21 protein-coding genes are annotated in these 20,906 nt (G+C 70.0%); 8 read left to right on the top strand and 13 right to left on the bottom strand.

Translation table 11 applies throughout. The annotated features are described in order from the left end of the window. Positions 1–197: 197 nt before the first annotated feature. The 7 genes from J7E96_RS05235 to J7E96_RS05205 form a co-directional block, all read right to left on the bottom strand. Positions 198–983, bottom strand: coding sequence for an ABC transporter ATP-binding protein (locus J7E96_RS05235; protein ID WP_214979048.1), 786 nt, complete (start codon positions 981–983; stop codon positions 198–200). After that, the gene (locus tag J7E96_RS05230; protein ID WP_215127937.1) at positions 976–1,911 is read right to left on the bottom strand and encodes an ABC transporter permease; all 936 of its coding nucleotides are present in this window, start codon (positions 1,909–1,911) and stop codon (positions 976–978) included. Before J7E96_RS05230 ends, J7E96_RS05235 begins: the two co-directional genes overlap by 8 nt. 94 nt (positions 1,912–2,005) lie before the next feature. Further along, positions 2,006–2,851, bottom strand: a complete 846-nt coding sequence (locus J7E96_RS05225) for a glycosyltransferase (protein WP_215128020.1) — start codon at positions 2,849–2,851, stop codon at positions 2,006–2,008. Positions 2,852–2,901: 50 nt separating this feature from the next. Next, positions 2,902–3,681, bottom strand: a complete 780-nt coding sequence (locus tag J7E96_RS05220; protein ID WP_215127936.1) for a CDP-alcohol phosphatidyltransferase family protein — start codon at positions 3,679–3,681, stop codon at positions 2,902–2,904. Beyond that, on the bottom strand, positions 3,659–4,720 hold the full coding sequence (locus J7E96_RS05215) for an iron-containing alcohol dehydrogenase family protein (RefSeq protein WP_215127934.1): 1,062 nt from the start codon (positions 4,718–4,720) through the stop codon (positions 3,659–3,661). The genes J7E96_RS05220 and J7E96_RS05215 overlap by 23 nt, the downstream gene beginning before the upstream one ends. Further along, positions 4,708–5,445, bottom strand: a complete 738-nt coding sequence (locus J7E96_RS05210; RefSeq protein ID WP_215127932.1) for a sugar phosphate nucleotidyltransferase — start codon at positions 5,443–5,445, stop codon at positions 4,708–4,710. The genes J7E96_RS05215 and J7E96_RS05210 overlap by 13 nt, the downstream gene beginning before the upstream one ends. Next, positions 5,442–6,938 carry a DUF5941 domain-containing protein gene (locus J7E96_RS05205; protein ID WP_308295844.1) on the bottom strand — a complete coding sequence of 499 codons (1,497 nt, stop codon included), beginning with the start codon at positions 6,936–6,938 and terminating at the stop codon, positions 5,442–5,444. Before J7E96_RS05205 ends, J7E96_RS05210 begins: the two co-directional genes overlap by 4 nt. Before the next feature lie 578 nt (positions 6,939–7,516). On the opposite strand from J7E96_RS05205, the gene galE reads away from it, so the two are divergent. The 3 genes from galE to idi all read left to right on the top strand — a co-directional run bounded on the left by galE (position 7,517) and on the right by idi (position 10,360). Further along, positions 7,517–8,500: a UDP-glucose 4-epimerase GalE gene (galE, locus tag J7E96_RS05200; RefSeq protein WP_215127930.1), complete on the top strand. Its 984-nt coding sequence runs from the start codon at positions 7,517–7,519 to the stop codon at positions 8,498–8,500. Between the two features lie 143 nt (positions 8,501–8,643). Further along, positions 8,644–9,585, top strand: coding sequence for a cation diffusion facilitator family transporter (locus J7E96_RS05195; RefSeq protein WP_215127928.1), 942 nt, complete (start codon positions 8,644–8,646; stop codon positions 9,583–9,585). A 181-nt stretch (positions 9,586–9,766) separates the two neighbouring features. Then, the gene (gene idi / locus J7E96_RS05190; protein WP_215127927.1) at positions 9,767–10,360 is read left to right on the top strand and encodes an isopentenyl-diphosphate Delta-isomerase; all 594 of its coding nucleotides are present in this window, start codon (positions 9,767–9,769) and stop codon (positions 10,358–10,360) included. Here idi and J7E96_RS05185 read toward each other — a convergent pair. Next, positions 10,326–10,805: an ATP-binding protein gene (locus J7E96_RS05185; protein WP_308295843.1), complete on the bottom strand. Its 480-nt coding sequence runs from the start codon at positions 10,803–10,805 to the stop codon at positions 10,326–10,328. The two genes, idi and J7E96_RS05185, sit on opposite strands and share 35 nt — an antisense overlap. Positions 10,806–10,899: 94 nt before the next feature. Next, the gene (locus J7E96_RS05180; protein WP_215127925.1) at positions 10,900–11,502 is read right to left on the bottom strand and encodes an HdeD family acid-resistance protein; all 603 of its coding nucleotides are present in this window, start codon (positions 11,500–11,502) and stop codon (positions 10,900–10,902) included. An 80-nt stretch (positions 11,503–11,582) separates the two neighbouring features. Here J7E96_RS05180 and J7E96_RS05175 point away from each other — a divergent pair, with 80 nt between their 5' ends. Then, entirely contained in the window at positions 11,583–12,332 is a 750-nt protein-coding gene (locus J7E96_RS05175) for an enoyl-CoA hydratase/isomerase family protein (RefSeq protein WP_215127923.1), read from the top strand. A gap of 14 nt (positions 12,333–12,346) precedes the next feature. Here the strand turns inward: J7E96_RS05175 and J7E96_RS05170 are convergent, their stop codons facing one another. Next, on the bottom strand, positions 12,347–12,991 hold the full coding sequence (locus tag J7E96_RS05170; protein WP_215127922.1) for a DJ-1/PfpI family protein: 645 nt from the start codon (positions 12,989–12,991) through the stop codon (positions 12,347–12,349). A gap of 11 nt (positions 12,992–13,002) precedes the next feature. Beyond that, the gene (locus J7E96_RS05165; protein ID WP_215127920.1) at positions 13,003–14,004 is read right to left on the bottom strand and encodes a GlxA family transcriptional regulator; all 1,002 of its coding nucleotides are present in this window, start codon (positions 14,002–14,004) and stop codon (positions 13,003–13,005) included. Positions 14,005–14,114: 110 nt separating this feature from the next. Here J7E96_RS05165 and J7E96_RS05160 point away from each other — a divergent pair, with 110 nt between their 5' ends. The 3 genes from J7E96_RS05160 (at position 14,115) to J7E96_RS05155 (ending at position 17,691) form a co-directional block, all read left to right on the top strand. Further along, on the top strand, positions 14,115–14,975 hold the full coding sequence (locus J7E96_RS05160) for a hypothetical protein (RefSeq protein WP_215127918.1): 861 nt from the start codon (positions 14,115–14,117) through the stop codon (positions 14,973–14,975). A 67-nt stretch (positions 14,976–15,042) separates the two neighbouring features. Further along, positions 15,043–15,177, top strand: a complete 135-nt coding sequence (locus J7E96_RS37095) for an LPFR motif small protein (protein WP_308295842.1) — start codon at positions 15,043–15,045, stop codon at positions 15,175–15,177. A gap of 105 nt (positions 15,178–15,282) precedes the next feature. After that, the gene (locus J7E96_RS05155; protein WP_215127916.1) at positions 15,283–17,691 is read left to right on the top strand and encodes a Tex family protein; all 2,409 of its coding nucleotides are present in this window, start codon (positions 15,283–15,285) and stop codon (positions 17,689–17,691) included. A gap of 123 nt (positions 17,692–17,814) precedes the next feature. Here J7E96_RS05155 and J7E96_RS05150 read toward each other — a convergent pair whose 3' ends face one another. Together J7E96_RS05150 and J7E96_RS05145 are read right to left on the bottom strand one after the other, a co-directional pair. Next, positions 17,815–19,452, bottom strand: a complete 1,638-nt coding sequence (locus J7E96_RS05150; RefSeq protein WP_215127914.1) for an ABC-F family ATP-binding cassette domain-containing protein — start codon at positions 19,450–19,452, stop codon at positions 17,815–17,817. A 52-nt stretch (positions 19,453–19,504) separates the two neighbouring features. Continuing rightward, entirely contained in the window at positions 19,505–20,533 is a 1,029-nt protein-coding gene (locus tag J7E96_RS05145; RefSeq protein ID WP_215127912.1) for an oxidoreductase, read from the bottom strand. 76 nt (positions 20,534–20,609) lie between these two features. On the opposite strand from J7E96_RS05145, the gene J7E96_RS05140 reads away from it, so the two are divergent. Further along, positions 20,610–20,906, top strand: a 297-nt coding sequence (locus J7E96_RS05140; RefSeq protein WP_215127911.1) for an FAD-dependent oxidoreductase, incomplete at its 3' end; no start/stop codon positions are given.

Here is a 20,906-nt window from a genome sequence, read left to right as displayed (position 1 = left end):
GCCCCGCCCAGGGGTGTTGGTCGCATTACAACAAGGCAGCAATATGCCTCAACCTCCCCGAAGGTGGCGGGAGTTGACGATTCCGGCATGTTACGGCGCGCCGGACCGCTCGCGTCGCGGGGACACGCAGGAGCGCAGACACGCAGCACCCCCGCCGGGAGGCGCCGGCGGGGGTACCGAACGGTGACCCGGGTGTCCTAGCGGCCGGTTTCCTTCTCGTACGCCTTGAGGACCTCGTCCGTGGGACCGTCCATCAGCAGCTCGCCCTTCTCCAGCCACAGGACGCGGTCGCAGGTGTCCCTGATCGACTTGTTGCTGTGGCTGACGAGGAAGACCGTGCCGGCCTCCTTGCGGAGCTCGCGGATGCGCTGCTCGGAGCGGATCTGGAACTTCCGGTCACCGGTCGCCAGCGCCTCGTCGATCATGAGTACGTCGTGATCCTTGGCGGCGGCGATGGAGAAGCGCAGGCGCGCCGCCATGCCGGAGGAGTACGTGCGCATCGGCAGCGTGATGAAGTCGCCCTTCTCGTTGATGCCGGAGAAGTCGACGATCTGCTGGTAGCGCTCGCGGATCTCCTCGCGGGTCATCCCCATGGCGAGGCCGCCGAGGATGACGTTGCGCTCGCCGGTCAGGTCGTTCATCAGCGCCGCGTTCACGCCGAGCAGCGAGGGCTGGCCGTCGGTGTAGACCTTGCCCTGCTCGGTCGGCAGCAGGCCCGCGATGGCACGGAGCAGGGTCGACTTGCCCGACCCGTTCGTACCGATCAGGCCGATCGCCTCGCCCCGGTAGGACGTGAAGGAGACACCGCGGACGGCGTGCACCTTGCGTACGCCGGGCGAATCGCCCTTGCCGCGCTTCATCATGCGGTTCAGGGCGGCGGTGGCGCTGCCGCGACCGCCCGCGCCGGCGTTGACGCGGTACACGATGTGCACGTCGTCCGCGATGACCGTGGGGACGCGTCCTTGCTTGTTGTCATCAGCCACGGCCGTACCTCTCCTCAGCCTTCCAGAAGTACACGAAGCCCACGAGGCCCACGAGCAGCGCCCAGGCCAGGGCGACGCCCCAGACGTGCGGGGGCAGGTTCTCGGAGCCGTACCCGTCGATCAGGCCGAAGCGGATGAGATCCATGTATACGGCCGCCGGGTTCCACTGGAGCACGTCCGTCACCCAGCCCGGCAGGTTCTTGTCGGCGAGCATGGCCGGGATGCTGAACATCACGCCGGAGGCGTACATCCACGTACGCATCACGAAGGGCATCAGCTGGGCGAGGTCGGGGGTCTTGCTGCCGAGTCTGGCCATGATCAGCGCGAGGCCGATGTTGAAGACGAACTGGACGGCCAGCGCGGGCAGGACCAGCAGCCAGGACAGCGAGGGGTAGCTGCCGAAGGCGACAGCGATGATCACGAGCACGATCATCGAGAACATCAGCTGCTGGAGCTGCTGGAGCGCGAAGGAGATCGGCAGCGAGGCGCGCGGGAAGTGCAGCGCTCTCACCAGGCCCAGGTTGCCGGAGATCGACCGTACGCCGGCCATCACCGAGCTCTGGGTGAAGGTGAAGACGAACACACCGGTGACCAGGAAGGGGACGTACACCTCCCGCTCCATGCCCCGGTCGGCCTCCAGGATCAGGCCGAAGATCAGGAAGTACACGAGGGCGTTCAGCAGCGGAGTCGCCACCTGCCACAGCTGGCCGAGCTTGGCCTGGCTGTACTGGGCGGTCAGCTTCGCCTGCGAGAACGCGAGGATGAAGTGGCGGCGGCCCCACAGCTGCCGGACATAGTCGATCAGCCCCGGCCGGGCACCGCTCACCGACAGGCCGTACTTGGCGGCGAGCTCCGCCGGGGTAAGTCCGTCGTCGGGAGATGGCGGGGCGCTCGTCGCAACCGCACCGTCATGGGTTGTGTCACTCACAAGTTGAAACTTTCGTGTTCAAGATGCGCAGGCAGTAAGGCGCGGGAACGGACTGCAGATCCGCGTGCACCCGATGCTTTCAGACCCGAGCTTGTCAGATGACAGGAGGTCGGCCGAGCCGGGTCAGTCGCCAGACGGTACGCCATCTCATCGGGCGGCGTGGTCCGGCCGAGGTCGTCCACCCCTCCTTGAAGCCGCCGAACCATGCCTTCAGAGCCGGTACGGAGGGGCGCCGCGCCAGCGTGAGCAGCAGCCATACGCCGAGGTAGACGGGCACCAGGAGGGCCGGCAGATTGCGCCGCGCCAGCCAGACCCTGTTCCGGGCCACCATGCGGTGGTAGACGGCGTGCCGGGAAGGAGCGGTCGTCGGGTGGTACAGGACCATGTCCGCCCGGTAGTCGATCATCCAGCCGGCGTCGAGCGCCCGCCAGGCCAGATCGGTCTCCTCATGGGCGTAGAAGAACTCGTCCGGCAGCCCGCCGACCTCGGCGAAGACCTTGGTACGTACGGCATTGGCGCCGCCGAGGAAGGTCGTCACGCGCGAGGAGCGCATCGGGTCGGCGGCACGCAGCCGCGGGACGTGGCGGCGCGCGGTTTCCCCCGTGTCGGGGTCCGCGATCCGGAAACTGATGATGCCGAGCTTCGGGTCGGCCGCGAAGGCCTGGCGGCACAGCTCGGCCGTGTCGTGGTGGGCCAGCAGACCGTCGTCGTCGAGGAAGAGCAGGATGTCCATCTCGGCGCCGCTGGGGCCGAACGCCTCGATACCGGCGTTGCGGCCGCCCGGGATGCCGAGGTTCTCCGGCAGGTCGACGGTCCGTACGCCCTCGGGGACACCGGTGACCGGGGAGCCGTTGCCGACCACCACGACCTCGACGTGGTCGCCGTCCTGCTTGGCGACCGAGTCGATGAGGGCGCGCAGCTCGTCCGGCCGGTTGCCCATCGTGATGATGACGGCGCCGACCTTCAGGCCGGTGCCCGTGCCCGCGGCCGTCACTTCAGCCTGCTGGAAGCGAGGACGGACACGAGGTGGAGCACGGTCTGCAGGAGTGCGATCCCGGCCAGGACGGCGACACAGATCCGCGAGAAGAACAGGTCGTCCCTGACGCTGTCCACGATCGCCGCGGCGAGGATCAGCAGGGATGCCTCGACCCCGAGGACCAGCCGGTGGAACTTCAGCGCGGCCGCGGCCTTGCGGGCCAGCGCCATTCCTGACGAGCGCGGCTCGGACGCCGACTCCTTCACCGGCGGCATCCCGCCCTGGTGACGGGCGACGCCGACGAGGTCGGTCTCGGCCTTGATCAGGATCGCGCCGAGCGCGGCCAGCGTGCCGAGGAAGGCCCACAGCCAGTCGATTCGCCCCTCGCCCCACAGGTCGGCGGCGCGCAGGCCGAAGCCGACGAGGACCGCCGCGTCGCAGAGGTAGGCGGCGACCCGGTCCAGGTAGACCCCGGCGAGCGAGTACTGCTTCTTCCAGCGGGCGATCTCGCCGTCGACGCAGTCGAGCAGCAGATACAGCTGGACCATCAGCACGCCGAGCAGGGCGCCCGTGATACCCGGTACGAGCAGTGCCGGGGCGGCGAGGGCACCGGCGACGGTCATGACATAGGTCAGCTGGTTGGGCGTGACCCGTGTGTTCACCAGATGCCGGTCGACGCGCAGCGAGACCTCGCGCATGTAGAGCCGGCCGGCCCAGTGCTCGCCGCTGCGCCGGTCCTTCACACCCGGAGGGTGAACGACCGGTCGGAGCTCAGCTACTGATGGCTTTTGCATAGTCGGCGTATGCGTCCTTGATCTGGTCGGTGGACAGGTTCAGGTGCTCCAGGATCGTGAAGCGTCCCGGGCGGGTCTGCGGTGCGTATGCGACGGCCTCGACGAACTCGTCGACGCTGAAGCCGATCTCCTCCGGCAGCACCGGCAGGCCGTGCCGGTGCAGTACCTCGGCGAAGAGGCCGGACTGCTCGTGCGCGCCCCGCAGGTGCATGGCGAAGGCGGCGCCGATGCCGACCTGCTCGCCGTGGCTCGCCGCACGCTTGGGGTACAGCAGGTCGAAGGCGTGGCTGATCTCGTGGCACGCGCCGGACGAGGGGCGGCTGTCGCCGCTGATCGACATGGCGATACCGGACAGCACGAGGGATTCGGCGAGGACCGTGAGGAACTCGTCGGTGCCGACCCCGCCGGGGTGGCGGAGTACGGCTTCTCCCGCCGTACGGGCCATGGCGGCGGCCAGTCCGTCGATCGGCTCGCCGTGAAGATGGTGGGACAGCTCCCAGTCCGCGATGGCCGAGATGTTGGAGATCGCGTCGCCGATACCGGACCGGATGAACCGGACCGGGGCGTCGCGGATCACATCGAGGTCGATGACCATGGCGATGGGGGTCGGTACGCCGTAGGAGCCTCGGCCGTTGTCGTTGTCCAGGATGGACACCGGCGAGCACAGACCGTCGTGCGAGAGGTTCGTCGCCACGGCGACCATCGGCAGGCCGATCCGCGCCGCCGCGTACTTCGTCACGTCGATGATCTTGCCGCCGCCGAGGCCGACCACGGCGTCGTACCGCTTGCCCTTGATCTCGTCGGCGAGCGTGACCGCCGAGTCGATGGTGCCGTCGGCGACCTCGTACCAGTCGGCGCCCGGCAGGACCGGCGCGAGCTTGTCGCGCAGGGCCAGTCCCGAGCCGGGGCTGGTCGCGATCGCCAGCTTGCCGGAGGCGGAGATGCGCTGGTCGGCCAGCAGGCCTGCCAGGTCGTCCATGGCGCCGCGGCTGATGTCGACGACGACCGGCGACGGGATGAGCCGGGTCAGTACAGGCACGCGATCTCCCGGCCCCTCGCGAGGTCGTCGTGATTGTCGATCTCGACCCACGTCACTTCGCCGATCGGGGCCACGTCGACGGTGAAGCCGCGGTTGACCAGCTCCTGGTAGCCGTCCTCGTAGTAGAGGTCGGGGTCGCGCTCGAACGTCGTCTTCAGCGCGTCGGCGAGGTCTTCGGCGGCCTCGGGCTCGATCAGCGTGACACCGATGTACTCGCCGGTCGCGGTCGCCGGGTCCATCAGCTTGGTGATCCGCCGCACGCCCTGGCCGTCCTGCGTGATGACCTTCATCTCCTCGTCGGCGAGGTTCTTCACCGTGTCGAGTGCGAGGATTATCCGCTGGCCCTTGCCGCGGGCGGCGAGCAGCGTCTTCTCGACGGAGACCGGGTGGACGGTGTCGCCGTTGGCGAGGATCACACCCTGCTTGAGGACATCACGCGCGCACCACAGGGAGTAGGCGTTGTTCCACTCCTCGGCCTTGTCGTTGTCGACGAGCGTGATCTTGAGGCCGTACTTCGCCTCAAGGGCCTCCTTGCGCGCGTAGACGGCCTCCTTGCGGTAGCCGACGACGATCGCGACCTCGGTCAGGCCGACCTCGGCGAAGTTGCCCAGCGTGAGGTCCAGGACGGTCGTGTCGCCGTCCACGGGCACGAGCGCCTTCGGGAGGGTGTCCGTGTAGGGACGCAGACGCCGTCCGGCGCCGGCAGCCAGTACGAGGCCGATCATGCGGGTTCTCCTTCGTCATGTACTGCGGGTGCTCCGGAGGACACCCAGAAGCGGGTGGACTCCACCAGCACCACGAGCGCCACGGCCACAGCGAAAGCCGTGAGCGCCAGGGTGAGGTCTGTGTTCCGCGCCGCCAGAAGGGTGGCGAGTACCACTGCCACCAGCGTCCGGCCTTCGTGCCCGCCGATCGTCCGCACCAGCCACTGGGGCGGCGCGCCTGTGCCGCCCCGGATGCGGTACACCGTGTCGTAGTGATGGTAGGCGACCGCCGACACCAGTCCGAAGGCCGCGGGCAGCGCTCCGTTCACTTCGGAGCGGGCGGCGAGGATCAGGATCGTCCCGTACTCGGCCGCCCGGAAAACGGGGGGCACGAGCCAGTCGAGGGCTCCCTTGAGGGGCCGCGCGACGGCTATGCCGGAGAGCACCGCGTAGAAGACCGCCGCGATGATCACCTGGCCGCTGCCGAACGGCTGCGTGAGCGCCGTGGCGACCACGGCGGCGGCGCCGGTGAAGGCGACGGCCGGTGCGGTCCAGGCGCCCTGGAGGCGCGGACCCCGGGCCGCCACTGCCTGGGCGATCGGGCCGCTGTCCGCGAGGTCGGCGAGGGCCTGCGCGGCTCGGTCGGTACGCCGCGCCTTGCGGGTCAGCGAGCGCAGCACGCGGCCCGCCGTGGTGTAGAGGGCGGCGAGCGCGCAGCCGATGAGCAGGGCGTAGAAGACGATCCGCGGGGTGGTGACGGCGGTCAGGACCGCGATCATGGCCCACCGCTCGCCGATCGGCAGGACGATCATCCGGCGCACCCAGACCGTCCAGCCGACGCTGTCGAGCTTGTCGGAGAGGGCGGCGGTGGGGCTCGTATTGGACTCGGCGTCGTGGTTCGCCTCGTTGAAGGAGAAGTCCACGACATGGCGGCAGGTCTGGAGCACCATCGCCCCGAGCGCCAGCGCCCATACGTCGTCACCGGCGCGGGCGGCGCCGAGCGCGAGGCCCGCGTAGTAGGCGTACTCCTTGGCGCGGTCGAAGGTCGCGTCGAGCCAGGCGCCCATCGTCGAGTACTGGAGCGAGTAGCGGGCGAGCTGCCCGTCGGTGCAGTCCAGGACGAAGGAGAAGAGCAGCAGCACGCCGGCGGCGATGTAGCCGCCGCGGGTGCCGGTCGCCGCGCAGCCGGCCGCGATCAGCGCGGTGATCAGCGAGGCGGTGGTGACCTGGTTCGGGGTGAAGCCCCGGCGGGCGCACCAGCGCGCGAGGTAGCGCGAGTACGGGCTGATGCAGAAGGTGGTGAAGAAGCCGTCGCGGGACTTCACGGCCGTACGCAGCCGTACGGCCTCCTCGTCGACGGCGGCGACGGCGGCGCGGGCCTGCTGACGCTCGTCCTCGTCCGTGGCGACGAGGGCGACCAGCGAGCCGAGCTCCGGCCGCTGCACGGCGGTGCCGCTCGCGTCGAGCGCGGCGGCGAGGGCGTCGGGCCCGGCACCAGCACCGGCGCTGCGCACGGCGTGTGCCAGCGCCGCGCGGGCCTCGGGCTGCGCGGTGAGCGCGCCGGGGGCCGCGGCGGCGGGAAAGCGGGGGTCTGTCAGCGCGAGGCGCAGGGAGTGGACGTGGCCGACGAAGCGCGGGTCGACGAGTGCGACCCGCTCACCGCCGGGCGCCCCGTCGAGGAGCTTGGCGATCTGCTCGGCGGCGTCGGCGTCGGGCCCGACGTACCGTAGGTCGAATCCCAGCGACCGCAGATCGCTTTCGAGCGGCGATCCGGGTACCGGCGGACCGGTGAGGATGGCGGTCGGCAGACGAACTCACTCCTTGGAGCTGGGCATGGCTGGGCTGGCTGGCCTTGCACGGCAATGACATGCGGCATTCCGGCCCGGCATGGGCGGGAAGGCATGTCGGCAGAGGCTATCGGATGAACGGAAGCGCGAGTTCACGGCCCGTTAACGCCCCGATAAGACCGGACCGGGAGGCGGTCGGCCCAGCCGCGATCGAGCGCGATCAAGCGCGATCATCTTGGTCGATCAATGCCCCGCCCCACAAACCGCGACCGCCTGAGGTCCGGACACACCCTAGGGTGGCCGTTATGACATGGCTGATCACGGGTGGTGCGGGTTACATCGGAGCGCATGTGGCGCGGACCATGGCGGCGGCGGGTGAGCGGGTCGTCGTCCTGGACGACGTCTCGTCCGGGATTCCCGACCGGCTGCCGGCAGAGGTGGCGCTCGTACGCGGCTCGGTACTCGACCGGGAGCTGCTCGACGTGACGCTCGCCGAACACGGCGTCACGGGTGTGGTGCATCTCGCGGCGAGGAAGCAGGTCGGAGAGTCGGTCGAGAAGCCGCTGCTCTACTACCGGGAGAATGTGTACGGACTCACAGTGCTGCTGGAGGCCGTCGTGGCGGCCGGGGTACGGCGCTTCCTCTTCTCCTCCTCCGCCGCCGTGTACGGGATTCCCGAGGCGGAGCTGATCTCCGAGGACGCCCCCTGCGCGCCGATCAATCCGTACGGCGAGACCAAGCTGGCCGGCGAGTGGCTGGTGCGGGCGGCGGGCCGGGCACACGGGTTCTCGACCGCGTGCCTGCGCTACTTCAATGTGGCGGGTGCGGCGAGGCCGGAGCTGGCCGACACCGGAGTGTTCAACATCATCCCGATGTTCTTCGACCGGATCACGCGCGGCGAGGCCCCGCGGATCTTCGGGGCGGACTATCCGACGCCCGACGGCACCTGCATCCGTGACTACATTCACGTCGCCGATCTCGCCGACGCCCATCTGTCGGTCGCGCGGGCGCTGGCCGCGCGGGAGGAGGCGGCGGAGCTCACGTTCAATATCGGCCGCGGTGAGGGCGTCTCGGTGCGCGAGCTCGCCGATCTGGTGGCCGAGGTCACTGGTTCCACACTCGTCCCGGTGGTCGAGCCGCGCCGCCCCGGAGACGCCGCGAAGGCCGTCGCCTCCTCCGATCTGATCGCCAAGGAGCTCGGCTGGACGGCCGGGCGCGGGGTGCGCGAGATGGTCGCCTCGGCGTGGGAGGGCTGGCTTCTCCGGCATCCGGAAGCCGCTCGGTACTGATCTTGTCAGCGCTCTGACCTGCGAACATTTCCGCAGGTCAGAGGACATGACAACGGTGTTCAGTCCCGTGTTGCACATACCCCCCGCCCGTAGTTCACTGGCACCTCGGTCACACCATCACACCAACCGGGGAGGCGTCCTACATGGGGGCAGGGCACGATCACGGGCATACGCACGGCGGGCCGCCGCCCACCGGCACGGCAGCCGCCGCGTACAAGGGGCGGCTGCGTATCGCGCTCGGCATCACCCTGACCGTCATGACGGTCGAGATCGTCGGCGGACTCCTCGCCAACTCGCTGGCGCTGATCGCGGACGCGGCCCACATGGCGACGGACGCCCTCGGGCTCGCGATGGCGCTCCTCGCGATCCACTTCGCCAACCGCCCCGCCACCACGAAGGCCACCTTCGGGTACGCCAGGGCCGAGATCCTGGCCGCGCTCGCCAACTGTCTGCTGCTGCTCGGCGTCGGCGGCTTTCTGCTCTTCGAGGCCGTCGACCGGTTCATCACCCCGGCGGAGACCAAGAGCGGTACGGCGATCGTCTTCGCGCTGGTCGGTCTCGTCGCCAACATGGTCTCACTGTCCCTGCTGATGAAGGGCCAGAAGGACAGCGTCAATGTGCGCGGCGCCTTCCTGGAGGTTCTCGCGGACACCCTCGGCTCGGTCGCCGTGCTGATCTCGGCCGGCATCATCATGGCGACCGGCTGGCAGGCCGCCGACCCGATCGCGTCGCTGGTCATCGGCCTCATGATCGTGCCGCGTACGTGGAAGCTGCTGCGGGAGACGCTGAGCGTGCTGCTGGAGATCGCACCCAAGGGCGTGGACATGGCGGACGTGCGGGAGCACATACTCGATCTGCCGGGCGTCGACGACGTACACGATCTGCATGCCTGGACGATCACCTCGGGCATGCCGGTCCTGTCCGCGCACGTCGTGGTCAACCAGGAGTTCCTCGACTCGGTCGGGCACGAGAAGATGCTGCACGCCCTCCAGGGCTGCCTCGGGGAGCACTTCGACGTCGAGCACTGCACGTTCCAGCTGGAGCCGAGTGGTCACGCGGAGCACGAAGCGAAGCTCTGCCATTGAGGCGTCCGGGCGGAGAGCTCCGCCTACAGCATCGGCTTCGAGGCCGCCCGAGCTGACGGATCGTCCGCCCTCGCCGCGCCGTGCGGCGGGGGCGGACATGCGGTCGGTTCCTCGAAGTACGGACAAGACGCTTTTGTACGGCAGACTTGGACACCGGGAACCGAAGCAGCGAAGGATGGTTATGCCGAGCACACCAGTCACCGCGGCGATCAGCTCGTCGAACGGCACAGCGGAAGAGATCCTGCTCGAGCTGGTCGACGAGGACGGCAAAACCATCGGCACCGCGGAAAAACTGTCCGCGCATCAGGCTCCCGGCCGCCTGCACCGCGCCTTCTCGGTCTTCCTCTTCGACGAGTCCGGACGGCTGCTGATCCAGCGCCGCGCGCTCGGCAAGTACCACTCCCCCGGCGTCTGGTCCAACACCTGCTGCGGGCACCCCTACCCCGGGGAGTCGCCGTTCGCCGCGGCCGCTCGTCGTACGTACGAGGAGCTGGGCATTTCCCCCTCGCTGCTCGCCGAGGCGGGCACCGTCCGCTACAACCACCCGGACCCCGGCTCCGGCCTGGTCGAGCAGGAGTACAACCACCTCTTCGTCGGGATGGCGCAGAGCGCGCTGCGGCCCGACCCGGAGGAGGTCGGCGAGACGTCGTTCGTTACGCCGGACGAGCTGGCCGAGCGGCACGCGAAGGCGCCGTTCTCGGCCTGGTTCATGACCGTGCTGGACGCGGCGCGCCCGGCGATCAGAGAGCTGACGGGCCCGGCCGCGGGCTGGTGACGGCCGCACCCGCCAGCGGCAGGGCCACCCAGATGACCTTCCCGCCGCTCGCGGTGTGCTCGATGTCGCACACCCCGCCGGCCTCGGCGGTGATCTCCCGCACGAGCAACAGGCCGCGCCCGCCGGTCTGCGCGTAGTCCCGCTCCAGGGCCTTGGGCCGGTAGGGGTGGCTGTCCTCCACGGAGACCCTGATCCACTCCGTGCCGATCGCCACCTCGACGGCCAGCTCCGGAGAGAGCAGCGCCGCATGACGTACGACGTTGGTGACCAGCTCGGAGACGATGAGCAGCAGCCCCTGCACCAGATCGTCATGGGCCGGCACGCCCTGCCGGTTCAGCAGGTCGCGGACCGCGTGCCTGGCTTCCGGTACGGAGGCGTCCGCCGCAGGGGCGGTGAAGCGCCAGACTCCTTCGTACCCTGCCGGTGCGTCTTCTCTCGTCACCACGCACTGAGTGTTGGGAACCAGCCGGTCCGAGCCGGGCTCCTGAACACAAGTCAGCCGCAATCGACAACTTCTGACCGTTACGCCTATGGCAGCGTCAGTTGTGTGACTCTTCCTGGTCCTCCGGTGTCGCTGACGCGACCAGGTTGTCGACGATCTGGCGACCGCCCGTGCCGATCGCGATCAGGCCGAGCCCGTCGAAGAGCAGCGCGAGCGAGAAGAAGCAGCCCAGTACGTACAGGCTGCTGTGCGGCCAGTCGAAGAGCACGAAAAGGCCGAGCAGTACGCCGAAGGCGCCCTGCACCAGCGTCCAGCCGAACTGCGGGCCGCGCACCACCACACTCCCGACCAGCCGGAAGACGCCGCCGGTCAGGAAGAGCAGGGCGGCGAACATGGTCAGCGCCTCGGCGGTGCCCTCGGGGTGGCGGATGACGACGATTCCGGCCGCCAGGTTGAGCGCGGCGACCACCACACCGAGCCAGAAGAAGTTCGAGCCGCGCGACTGGACGGCCTGGAGCAGCCCGACGAGGCCGCCGACCAACAGCAGCCAGCCGAAGAGGATCATCGAGGTGAGGGTGGCGACGCCCGTGTAGATGAGGCCGACGATTCCTCCGAGCACGAGGATCGCGCCGAGGAAGGTCAGGAGCCCGAAACCGCGCTTGAGTTTCCTGCCCTCGCTTGTACTCGCGGGACCGGCCATGACGACTCCTCACTCAGCAGCGTCCGCTTGTCGACCCCTTCTTGATCATAGGTTCGTACGGTCCGGATAGCATCCGGCGCATGGAGCCGCAGCAGGAGCAGATCTTCGCAGAGGTGGAGGACGGGGTCGCCACCGTCGTCATCAGCAACCCCGCCAAGCGCAATGCCATGACGGCCGGGATGTGGGCCGCGCTGCCGGGGCTGCTGGAGCGGCTGGCCGCGGACCGGGGCGTACGGGCGCTGGTGCTCACCGGGGCGGGTGACACGTTCTGCGCGGGGGCGGACATCTCGTCGCTGCGCGAGGGCGACGCTCCGCAGGGGCTCGCCGTGCTGGCCGAGGAGGCGCTGGCGGCGTTCCCGAAGCCGACGCTGGCGGCCGTCAGGGGTTACTGCGTCGGTGGCGGCAGCCAGCTGGCCGCCGCCTGCGACCTGCGGTTCGCGGAGGAGGGGGCGTCCTTCGGAGTCACGCCCGCGAAGCTCGGGATTGTGTATCCGGCGTCGTCGACGCGGCGGCTCGTCGCGCTGGTGGGCCCTTCCGCCGCCAAGTATCTGCTGTTCTCGGGCGAGTTGATCGGTACGGAGCGGGCGCTGCGTACCGGGCTGGTGGACGAGGTGCTGTCGGCGGGCGCACTGGCCGGGCGGGTGGCCGAGTTCACGCAGGTGCTGGTGTCACGCTCGCAGTTGACCCAGGCCGCGGTGAAGGAATTCGCCGACGGCCGCATCGACCGGGACGCGTACTGGGCGGAGCAGGCGCGCGGAAGCGGCGACACCGCCGAGGGTGTCGCCGCGTTCCTGGAGCGCCGTACGCCCCACTTCACTTACGAGGTCTGACGCGGGCGCACCCGTCAGTCCTGCACGGCCAGGACCTTTTCCGCCTCACCGCGCCAGTGCGCGACGATCTCGGCCGGGGCCTTGGCCGGTGAACCGGCGTCGTACGGCGGCTGGGGGTCGTACTCCGTGAGCAGCTGCACGGTCTGGGCGAGCGCGTCTCCGCCGATGCGGCCGAGCAGGTGGAGCGCCATGTCGATGCCGGACGAGACCCCTGCGGCGGTGACGTACTTCCCGTCGAAGACCACGCGCTCGCCGGTCGGTTCGGCGCCGAGCGGCTTCAGTTCGTCGAGCGAGAGCCAGTGCGCGGTGGCGCGGCGGCCCTTGAGGAGTCCGGCGCCCGCGAGCACCTGTGCGCCGGTGCACACCGATGTGGTCCAGGTGCTGGTGGCGTCGGCCGTACGGAGCCAGTCGAGGATCGTCTCGTCGTGCATGGCCTGCCGGGAGCCGGGGCCGCCGGGCACCAGAATGATGTCGGGACGTGTCACCTCGGCGAGCGACCGGTCGGCGACGAGGGCGAGGCTGCGCTGGTCGTTACGGACCTGACCGGCCTCCTTCGCGACGAACACCGTCTCGGCGCCGGGCAGCCGGGCGAGCAGCTCGTAGGGCCCGACCGCGTCGAGGGCGGTGAAGTTGTCGTAGAGCAGAACGGCGATCTGCATGGGTGTTCCTCTCAGTGGGCGGGTTCGCTGTGCGGAGGCTGCGCGGGGGCGTGGAAGCGGCGGCGGTACTCCATCGGGGGCGTACCGAGGGATTTGACGAAGGCGCGGCGCATCGCCTCCGGGGTGCCGTAGCCGCAGGTCCGGGAGATCTCCTCGATGCCGTCCGTGGAGTCCTCCAGGAGCCGGCGCGCGTGTTCCAGGCGTACGCGCTCTACGTATCTGCCCGGTGTCATGCCGGTCTCGGACTGGAACGCGCGGGCGAAGTGGCGGGGCGAGAGGCGGGCACGTTCGGCCAGGGACTCGACCGACAGGTCGTCCCCGGGATGCTCGGTGATCCACTGCTGGACCTCCCGGAGGGGCTCGCGCTGCGCGGTCTGGGCGGCGAGCTGGGCGCTGAACTGCGCCTGGTTTCCCGGGCGCCGCAGGAAGACGACGAGATGGCGGGCGATGGTGAGCGCGATGTCCCTGCCCAGGTCCTCCTCGACGAGGGCGAGCGCTAGGTCGATGCCCGAGGTGACGCCGGCCGAGGTCGCCACGTTGCCGTCGCGTATGTAGATGGGGTCGGGGTCCACCTCGACGGCCGGGTAGACGCGGGCCATGTGGTCGCTGACGACCCAGTGCGTGGTGACCCTGCGGCCGTCGAGGAGTCCGGCCGCCGCCAACAGGAGTGCTCCCGTACAGACGGAGACCAGGCGCTCGGCGCGCGGGGCGTTCTCGCGCAGCCAGTCGATCAGGCGCGGCTCGGGGGCACGGGTGCCGTGGCCGCCGGGGACGAGGAGCGTGTGGGGTGCCGGCTCGTCGGTGAGGGCCGCGTCGGGGACGAGTGTGAGGCCGCTGGATGTGCGTACGGGAGCGCCGTCGAGTGACGCGGTACGGATGCGGTACGCGCCCGGGGCGCCGTCGCCGGTCGGGAGGGCCGCGCCGGCGAAGACCTCCACCGGGCCGGTCACGTCGAGGCTCTGGACGTCGTCGAACAGTACGACGAGGACGGATCGTACGGATCGCTGCGTCATGCGCCCATCCTTCGGGGCGCCGGGAATGGCTGCAATGACGAGTACCCCACCTTTACTGCCACGGGGTCCCGGCGCTTCCGAACGTACTGACCAGTCGGTAGCGTACGGACATGACTTCTCTGCCCGCGCGCGCCGGCCGCCGCTGCCACAACGCCCTCAATCCGCTGCACTCGACCGTGTACTTCTCCCCGGACTTCACGAAGGAGCTGGCGGCGGTGGGCATCGAGGACAGCAACGCCGCCTACTTCGCGGGCCGCGGCGCCGCCATGGGCGCGGTCGGGGCCGGGGTGATCACCGCCGCGTTCTACAACTTCAACCACGACCTCGTCGCCCGCCACGTCCCCCAGGTGTGGCGTACGGCGTCGCCCGAGGTCGTCCTCGAAGCACGCCTGCGTGCCGTCGACACCACCCTGCGGCGGCTCCTCGGCGAGGAGGCCATCGCCTCCGACGAGATGGCGGAGGCCGCCGGTCTCGCGCTGCGCGCCGCCGAGGCGTGCACCCGCCACGCCCGTCCGCTGTACGCCGCCCACGCCGACCTGCCCGTGCCCGAGCGGCCCCATCTCGCCTACTGGCACGCCGCGACACTGCTGCGCGAGCACCGCGGCGACGGCCACCTGGCCGCGCTGCTCGCCGCCGGTCTCGACCCGCTGGAGGCGCTGGTCAGCCACACGGCGACCGGCAAGGGGATGTCACCGCGCTGGACGCTGGCGACGCGCGGCTGGAGCCGTACGGACTGGGACGCGGCCTCCGGGAGGCTGCGGGAGCGCGGGCTGCTGGACACCGAGGGCGAGTTGACCGAGGCGGGCACGGCGCTGCGCGCCGGTCTGGAGGACGTTACGGACCGGCTCGACGCGGCGCCGTACGAGCACCTGGGCGCCGAGGGCACCGAGCGGCTCACCGAGCTCGGCCGGGGCTTCCTCGGCGCGGCGCTGGGAGCCGGGGCGTTCCCCGCCGATCTCACCGGTAAGTGATCCGTTTACGCCGGGCCCTGAAGGACACCCGTCCTGTGTCGGACACCGAGACAGCAGGAGGTTCAACGTGTTCCGTGCGATCGCAGATGGACTACGTATGGTCGGCTCGGCCCTCGCGACGGTGGTGACTCTGCCGTTCAGGCTGGTCGCCCGGCTCTTCGGAGGCGCGTCGCGCGGTGGCGGGCGAACCCGCAGGGCCTGAGGGTCACCGGCTGGCCGGTCAGGGGCGCGCGCGACAGGAGACCCGACAACCCTGCACAATGCAGGCTCAAGCACAGCCCGCAGGAGAAGGCGAGTCGGGAACATCGTGACGACGTCCATCGAAGGCAGGATCGCCGAGGAGCTCGGCGTAAAGGAGCGGCAGGTCCGGGCCGCCGTCGAATTGCTCGACGGCGGCTCGACCGTGCCGTTCATCGCTCGCTACCGCAAGGAAGCGACCGAGATGCTCGACGACGCGCAGCTGCGCACGCTCGAGGAGCGGCTGCGGTATCTGCGCGAGCTGGAGGAGCGGCGGACAGCGATCCTGGAGTCCGTACGCGAGCAGGGCAAACTGGACGACGCCCTTGAGGCGCGGATCCGGGCCGCCGACACCAAGGCCCGGCTGGAAGACATCTACCTGCCGTTCAAGCCCAAGCGCCGGACGAAGGCGCAGATCGCGCGCGAGGCGGGGCTCGAACCGCTGGCCAACGGGCTGCTGACCGACCCCTCGGTGGAGCCGCTCGCGGCCGCCGCCGCGTTCGTGGACGCGGAGAAGGGGGTCGCCGATGCGCAGGCCGCCCTGGACGGCGCGCGGTCGATCTTGACGGAGCGCTTCTCGGAGGACGCCGACCTGATCGGTGAGCTGCGTGAGCGCATGTGGTCGCGCGGGCGGCTGGTCGCGAAGGTACGGGAGGGGAAGGAAGAGGCGGGCGCCAAGTTCGCCGACTACTTCGATTTCGCCGAGCCCTTCACCGCGCTGCCCTCGCACCGGGTGCTCGCCATGCTGCGGGGCGAGAAGGAAGACGTACTGGATCTGGTTCTGGAGCCGGAGGAGCCCGCGTCCTCGGAGGTGGCTGGGCCTTCGACGTACGAGAGCATGGTCGCGCGGCGGTTCGGCATCTCCCAGCAGGGCCGGCCCGGCGACAAGTGGCTGGGTGACACCGTGCGCTGGGCGTGGCGGACCCGGATTCTGGTGCACCTCGGGATCGATCTGCGGCTGCGGCTGCGTACCGCCGCGGAGGACGAAGCCGTACGGGTCTTCGCGGCGAACCTGCGGGACCTGCTGCTGGCGGCGCCGGCCGGGACGCGGGCCACTCTTGGGCTCGACCCCGGTTTCCGTACGGGCGTGAAGGTCGCTGTGGTCGATGCGACGGGCAAGGTCGTCGCGACCGATGTGATCTACCCGCATGTGCCCCGGAACAAGTGGGACGAGTCGCTGGCGACCCTGGCGCGGCTCGCCAAGGAGCATGAGGTCGAGCTCGTCGCCATTGGTAACGGCACTGCGTCCCGCGAGACCGACAAGCTCGCCGGCGAGCTGTGCGACAAGCATCCCGAGCTGAAGCTGACGAAGGTGATGGTCTCGGAGGCGGGTGCTTCCGTGTACTCGGCGTCCGCTTTCGCTTCGCAGGAGCTTCCGGACATGGATGTGTCGCTGCGCGGCGCCGTGTCCATCGCGCGCCGGTTGCAGGATCCGCTGGCCGAGCTGGTGAAGATCGACCCGAAGTCGATCGGGGTCGGGCAGTACCAGCACGATCTGTCCGAAGTGAAGCTGTCGCGGTCGCTCGACGCGGTCGTCGAGGACTGTGTGAACGGGGTGGGCGTCGATGTCAATACGGCGTCCGCGCCGCTGCTTTCGCGGGTCTCGGGCATCAGCTCCGGGCTCGCCGAGAACATCGTCGCGCACCGGGATGCGAATGGCCCGTTCCGGTCCCGGAAGGGGCTGAAGGACGTGGCGCGGCTCGGCCCGAAGGCGTACGAACAGTGTGCGGGCTTCCTCCGCATCCAGGGCGGCGACGATCCGCTGGACGCGTCCAGCGTGCACCCCGAGGCGTACCCGGTGGTGCGGGCGATGGTGAAGACGGCGGGGAGCGGCGTCGGGACGCTCATTGGCAACACGGCTGTGCTGCGGTCGCTGCGGGCCGGTGACTTCGTGAACGACACGTTCGGGTTGCCGACCGTGTCGGACATTCTGAAGGAGCTGGAGAAGCCGGGGCGTGATCCGCGGCCCGCCTTCAAGACTGCGACCTTCAAGGAAGGCGTCGAGAAGATCGGGGACCTGGCGGCCGGGATGATCCTGGAGGGCGTGGTGACCAATGTCGCCGCGTTCGGGGCGTTCGTGGATGTGGGCGTTCATCAGGACGGGCTTGTTCACGTGTCGGCGCTGTCGAAGACCTTCGTCAAGGACCCGCGGGATGTGGTGAAGCCGGGTGACGTGGTGAAGGTCAAGGTCATGGACGTCGACATTCCGCGCAAGCGGATCTCGTTGACGCTGCGGCTGGACGACGACGTGGCGGCTGCTGGTGCGACTGGTGCGGCTGCTGGTGCTGGTGCTGGTGAAGGGAAGCGGGAGCGGCGCGGCGGCTCGGGTGGTCGTCCCCCGGCTCAGCGGCAGGGTGGGCGCGAGCGGCGCGGGCGTGATGGTGGCGGCGGTGCTTCCCGGCAGGCGCCTGCGCCGGCCAACAGTGCGATGGCTGATGCGTTGCGGCGGGCCGGGCTGACCGACCCGAAGCGGGGCTGACGCAAACCGGGGCTCCGCCCCGGACCCAGGTCCTCAAACGCCGGACGGGCTGGAATTGCGCAGCAGCGAGTCGGGCCCGTCCGGCGTTTGAGGCACGCCCGCCCGCCCGATGGGCCGCTCGCGTCAGAGTTCGGTGACCTTGCCGTTCGCCACCTCGATGCGGCGGGTCGTACGGACCGCGTCCAGCATCCGGCGGTCGTGGGTGACCAGCAGCAGCGTGCCCTCGTACGTGTCGAGTGCGGCCTCCAGCTGCTCGATCGCGGTCAGGTCGAGGTGGTTCGTCGGCTCGTCGAGGACGAGAAGGTTCACGCCCCTGCCCTGGAGAAGCGCGAGGGCGGCTCTGGTCCGCTCCCCCGGCGAGAGAGTGGTGGCGGGACGCAGGACGTGCGCGGCGCGCAAGCCGAATTTGGCCAGGAGGGTGCGTACCTCCGCCGGTTCCGTGTCGGGGACGGCCGCGCAGAAGGCGTCGAGGAGCGACTCGGAGCCGTAGAAGAGGCCGCGGGCCTGGTCCACCTCACCGACGACGACGCCCGGGCCCAGTGCCGCGTGGCCCTCGTCCAGCGGGAGGCGGCCGAGGAGGGCTGCCAGCAGCGTGGACTTGCCCGCGCCGTTGGCCCCGGTGATGGCGACGCGGTCGGCCCAGTCGATCTGGAGGGTGGCCGGGCCGAAGCTGAAGTCGCCGCGCTTGACGGTGGCGTCGCGCAGTGTGGCTACCACCGCGCCGGAGCGCGGGGCCGCCGCGATCTCCATGCGCAGCTCCCACTCCTTGCGGGGCTCGTCGACGACGTCGAGGCGCTCGATCATGCGCTGCGTCTGGCGTGCCTTGGCGGCCTGCTTCTCGCTCGCCTCGCTGCGGAGGTTACGGCCGAGCTTGTCGCTGTCGGTCGCCTTTCGGCGGGCGTTCTTGACGCCCTTGTCCATCCAGCCGCGCTGCATCTGGGCGCGGCCTTCGAGTGCGGACTTCTTGTCGGCGTACTCGTCGAAGTCCTCGCGGGCGTGGCGGCGCGCGGTCTCGCGCTCCTCCAGGTACGCCGTGTAGCCGCCGCCGAAGAGCTTGATCTGCTGCTGGACGAGATCCAGCTCCAGGACCTTGGTGACAGTGCGGGTGAGGAACTCGCGGTCGTGGCTGATGACGACTGTGCCCGCGCGCAGGCCCGAGACGAAGCCTTCGAGGCGCTCCAGGCCGTCGAGGTCCAGGTCGTTCGTGGGCTCGTCCAGCAGGAAGACGTCGTACCGGGAGAGGAGGAGCGAGGCGAGGCCCGCGCGGGCCGCCTGGCCGCCGGACAGGGCCGTCATGGGCTGGTCGAGGCCGACCGTCAGGCCGAGGGTCGCGGCTACCTCCTCGGCGCGCTCGTCGAGGTCGGCGCCGCCCAGGTCCAGCCAGCGGTCGAGGCTGTCGGAGTACGCGTCGTCCGCGCCCGGGGCCTCGTCGACGAGTGCCTGGGTGGCCTCGTCGAGCGCGGTCTGGGCGGCGGCCACTCCGGTACGCCGGGCCAGGAAGGCCCGTACCGTCTCGCCTTCGCGGCGCTCCGGCTCCTGCGGGAGGTGCCCGACGGTGGCGGTGGGCGGCGAGAGCCGCAGCTCGCCCTCCTCGGGGGTGTCGAGTCCGGCGAGCAGGCGCAGGAGCGTGGACTTGCCCGCGCCGTTCACGCCAACGAGGCCGATCACGTCGCCGGGGGCGACTACGAGGTCGAGCCCGGAGAAGAGGGAGCGGTCGCCGTGGCCCGCTGCGAGATCTTTGGCGACGAGAGTTGCAGTCATCAGGTCACGGATTCTACCGAGCCTCCCGGGGGACGGGTGCGGGGTGCGTCTGTCAGCGGATCATGGGCGCTACCAGTACCGCTCCCATCGTGCGGGCGACGATGAACGACTGGCCCTTCGTCGCCCGCGCGTCCAGCGGGATCCGGTGCTCTCCTGGCTCCAGCATGTCGTCGAAGACCTCGTGGGTGTGCGTCCGCAAGAGCCGGTCGATGCGGTATGCGATCAGCTGTACCCGGCAGGTGGACGTCACCTCGACCCCCGCCTCGCCCTCCACTGCCACCAACCGCGTCAGCCGGCGCCGCTCCGGTGGGCTGCGGTCCAGGGCGGCCTCTATCTGGGCCACCAGGAGCGGGATGATCGGGGCCAGGCCGTCCACGTAGGTCACGTCTGCGCCCGCTCGCTCGAATGCCTCCCGGACGGACCTTCGTTTGTGCTCGTCGACCGCCCTGCCGAACGCCACCGCTCCGTACGCCCTCAGCTCTTCTGGTGGGACGTCGGCCGCGTCGGTGGTGATGTCCGCGCCGATGTTGATCGTGCGCAGGGCTGCGGCGAGTTTCGCCAGTACGTCGACTCTCGCGCCGATGAGGAGGACTCGGCGGCGGGGCGGGGGCTCCTCGTCACCTGCTGCGAGGAGGCGTTCCAGGGCTGTGCGGTACTCCTGGCCGCGGAAGCGGAAGGGGCCTATCCCGTGGTAGCCGTTCAGGTCCAGGTCGGCGGTCTCGCTCGTCTGCCAGGCGAAGTCCCGCCAGACGAAGTCCTCCCCTGCCCGCTCGATCACGGCGGTGACCGCGCCGCAGTCCAGGCTTTCGCACTCCGGGCAGCCGTAGATCACGTACCGGCCATCGGGGAGGGGCGCGTCCGCTTCCAGGAGCAGGGTGCGCACCTGGGCGGTGAAAATGGCGGGTGGTACGTCGGCGGCCAGTGGGGACACCGCGTCGAGGTCGGACAGCTGGTGGAGCAGCGGGTGGCCGTCGATGAGGAAGTCCATGAAATCTCGGTGCACTTGGTAGTCCCCGTTGACGAGAACACCACCGGCCCGCATGGCCGGAGCCAGCCCGAAAGTCGCGTAGTCGGCAGACATGTCCTGAGTATCCCCAGCTGCGAGGTGATGTGAGCACGGCAGCGCGGATTGGCGTCAGTGGCGTTAGCGTCCGGTCATGAGCGGTGACGTGGTTGTCGTGGGCGGCGGGGTGGCGGGGCTGACTACGGGTGTTCTCCTTGCGGAGAGTGGCTGGTCGGTGCGGGTGTGGACCAGGGAGCCCGCGGAACGGACTTGCTCGGCGGTGGCGGGGGCGCTGTGGTGGCCTTATCGCATCGAGCCCGCAGAACTGGTGGGCGACTGGTCGGTGGAGTCGCTGCGGGTTTACGAGGAGTTGGCCCGTACGCCGGACGATACGGGCGTGCGGCTTGTGGGTGGCGTCATGGCGGGTGCCACGGTTGCGGGGCTCGGGGCG

It is taken from the genome of Streptomyces sp. ISL-96 (genome assembly GCF_018614035.1).
Taxonomy (GTDB): domain Bacteria; phylum Actinomycetota; class Actinomycetes; order Streptomycetales; family Streptomycetaceae; genus Streptomyces.
Note: the sequence above shows the minus strand (reverse complement) of the source record. Positions and strands in the feature narration are given on the sequence as shown.

What these genes read in the sequence shown, in the direction of transcription:
- J7E96_RS05225 (WP_215128020.1), bottom strand. Translation starts at nt 2,851, where the DNA reads ATGGGCAACCGGCCGGACGAGCTGCGCGCCCTCATCGACTCGGTCGCC.
- J7E96_RS05220 (WP_215127936.1), bottom strand. Translation starts at nt 3,681, where the DNA reads ATGCAAAAGCCATCAGTAGCTGAGCTCCGACCGGTCGTTCACCCTCCG.
- J7E96_RS05210 (WP_215127932.1), bottom strand. Translation starts at nt 5,445, where the DNA reads ATGATCGGCCTCGTACTGGCTGCCGGCGCCGGACGGCGTCTGCGTCCC.
- galE (WP_215127930.1), top strand. Translation starts at nt 7,517, where the DNA reads ATGACATGGCTGATCACGGGTGGTGCGGGTTACATCGGAGCGCATGTG.
- J7E96_RS05195 (WP_215127928.1), top strand. Translation starts at nt 8,644, where the DNA reads ATGGGGGCAGGGCACGATCACGGGCATACGCACGGCGGGCCGCCGCCC.
- idi (WP_215127927.1), top strand. Translation starts at nt 9,767, where the DNA reads ATGCCGAGCACACCAGTCACCGCGGCGATCAGCTCGTCGAACGGCACA.
- J7E96_RS05180 (WP_215127925.1), bottom strand. Translation starts at nt 11,502, where the DNA reads ATGGCCGGTCCCGCGAGTACAAGCGAGGGCAGGAAACTCAAGCGCGGT.
- J7E96_RS05175 (WP_215127923.1), top strand. Translation starts at nt 11,583, where the DNA reads ATGGAGCCGCAGCAGGAGCAGATCTTCGCAGAGGTGGAGGACGGGGTC.
- J7E96_RS05170 (WP_215127922.1), bottom strand. Translation starts at nt 12,991, where the DNA reads ATGCAGATCGCCGTTCTGCTCTACGACAACTTCACCGCCCTCGACGCG.
- J7E96_RS05165 (WP_215127920.1), bottom strand. Translation starts at nt 14,004, where the DNA reads ATGACGCAGCGATCCGTACGATCCGTCCTCGTCGTACTGTTCGACGAC.
- J7E96_RS05160 (WP_215127918.1), top strand. Translation starts at nt 14,115, where the DNA reads ATGACTTCTCTGCCCGCGCGCGCCGGCCGCCGCTGCCACAACGCCCTC.
- J7E96_RS05150 (WP_215127914.1), bottom strand. Translation starts at nt 19,452, where the DNA reads ATGACTGCAACTCTCGTCGCCAAAGATCTCGCAGCGGGCCACGGCGAC.
- J7E96_RS05145 (WP_215127912.1), bottom strand. Translation starts at nt 20,533, where the DNA reads ATGTCTGCCGACTACGCGACTTTCGGGCTGGCTCCGGCCATGCGGGCC.